The organism is Syntrophorhabdaceae bacterium (genome assembly GCA_028713955.1).
Taxonomy (GTDB): Bacteria; Desulfobacterota; Syntrophorhabdia; order Syntrophorhabdales; family Syntrophorhabdaceae; genus UBA5609.
Window position 1 is genome coordinate 1 of sequence record JAQTNJ010000066.1, and the last position, 2,054, is coordinate 2,054.

Below are 2,054 nucleotides of genomic sequence, written 5' to 3' on the forward strand. Positions count from 1 at the left end.
ATCGGTATAGAGCTGCTGACCTATGTTGGTAACGTCACGGACCATTTCTTCCGGAGAGGCGTAACCGAATATGCGGGCCATCGCGGGGTTAACGGCGATCAAATGACTATCCGGCGTACTCTGGAAGATGCCTTCCACGGCATTTTCAAAGATGCTGCGGTATTTTAATTCGCTCTCGTGAAGCGCTTGTTCCGCATGTTCCCGTTCAATGATCTGGTGTTCGAGTTCCGATACTGCCTTTTTTTCCGAACGGCGATGTATCTCCGCCGTTTCCGTGGGGGGTTGTTTTTTCGTCTTATTCCGGTCTTTCATCTTCTTTCACCTGAGCGGACCTATTGTGTTCCGGCATACTGTGTCTTTGCTTTCCTGCCAAAGGGGATACCCAGTTTCCTCATCCTGCTGCGCAATGTGCCGGGATGCAAGTGAAGGATAGCGGCAGCGCCCTTCGGTCCCTCAACGTTCCCACCGGCCATTTCCATTGCCCGCATAATATGCTGGACCTCCATATTCTTCATGCTCAGGTCGGTTGCTCCCGGACCATGACTACCCGGTTCATCCTTTGCCGGCTTGATACCGACAATATCCTCGAAACCGAGAGGTTCTCCTCTGTGGATGACGATAGCCCGCTCAACGGCATTGCTTAATTCCCTTACATTTCCTGGCCAGTCATATTCCACGAGCTTTTCCATCGTACCCGGGACAAGCCTCGGCATAAAATGCAGCCCTATCTCCTTTGACTTTCTGCGTATGAAGTACTCAACAAGGGCCGGGATGTCGACCTTCCTCTCCCTCAATGGCGGTATGCGGATCGGGACAACACATAAACGGTAGTAGAGGTCATCCCTGAACTGGTTTTCCTCTACAAGCCTCCGGAGGTCTTTATTCGTTGCGGAAATAATCCGCAGGTCAATCTTTATCGATTGGGTCCCGCCGACGCGTTCGATCTCTTTTTCCTGAAGGACGCGCAGCAAGCGGACCTGGGCATGGAGGGGGAGCTCGCATATCTCATCGAGGAAGATGGTCCCCCTGTGGGCACGCTCGAACCTGCCTCTCTGCTGAGAGATGGCGCCGGTGAAAGCACCCTTCTCATGTCCGAAAAGCTCGCTGTCGATGAGGGAATCGGGGATGGCCCCGCAGTTCACCTTGATGAGCGGTTCGTTATTCCTCGGTGAAAAGTTGTGGATCGCGTTGGCGATCAATTCTTTGCCGGTTCCCGTTTCTCCTTCAAGCAAAACAGGGCTTGACAGGGGCGCCACCTTCAGGACCTGATCCATTACTGATTTAAGGCCGAATTGCGCGCCGACGATCTCCTCGCTGAAACCCCGGCGCAGTTCGTTCTGAAAATAATTGCTGTCATCTGCCAGAAGCTCCTTCAGTTTTATCAATTCCTGATAGCGCAGGCTGTTGGCAAGGGCAATAGCGGCCGGCTCATTGATAAGAGACCACAACTTTGCATCATCTTCGGTGTATCTGTTTTTCCCGTCCGCACGGACAATAAAGGAGCCTACAAACTTGTTTTCTATGATGAGCCGACCTACGATAATTGAAGAATCAGGCCAACGATACCTTTCGGCAACGAGCCCCACTATTGTATCCCGGTACACATCGTCCGATATCCTCACGCGCGGAAATTTTGAGGGCTCATTCAATTGTTTCTGAAGGTCAGGGGGCATAGGGACCTTGTCCGCCCTGTTCATGCCGCCCTTATTGTTCGCTGTTGCGACAACATCGAGCGTCCCGGCGCCGGGATCGTATACGGTAAGGATCAATTCATCCGCGGGTATGATATTGGTAGTGTAGAGGTAACAGTTCCAGAGGGCCTTCTCGATGTCAAGGCTTCCGCAGATACGCAATGTGATCTCTCTAAAAAATTGGTTTTCGTCTATCTTCATGCAAGACCCATTCGCCAATAACTGTTATAAATAACAGTTTATATATTATCAAAAAAATATGCAAGATATATTTCTGTGAAATATAACAGATAAATATGAGAAGAGAAGAAGAGAAGAAGGTAAGAAGAGCAGAAAGCAGAGTCTCCCGAAAGGCGGGAGGCG

General features: G+C 50.7%; 2 protein-coding genes. Both read right to left on the reverse strand.

From position 1 onward, the window contains the following. A partial coding sequence (locus PHU49_07470; GenBank protein MDD5243842.1) for a PAS domain S-box protein occupies window positions 1-312 on the reverse strand: 312 nt, incomplete at its 3' end. A 20-nt stretch (window positions 313-332) separates the two neighbouring features. Further along, window positions 333-1,892: a sigma 54-interacting transcriptional regulator gene (locus PHU49_07475; GenBank protein MDD5243843.1), complete on the reverse strand. Its 1,560-nt coding sequence runs from the start codon at window positions 1,890-1,892 to the stop codon at window positions 333-335. Window positions 1,893-2,054: the final 162 nt, after the last annotated feature.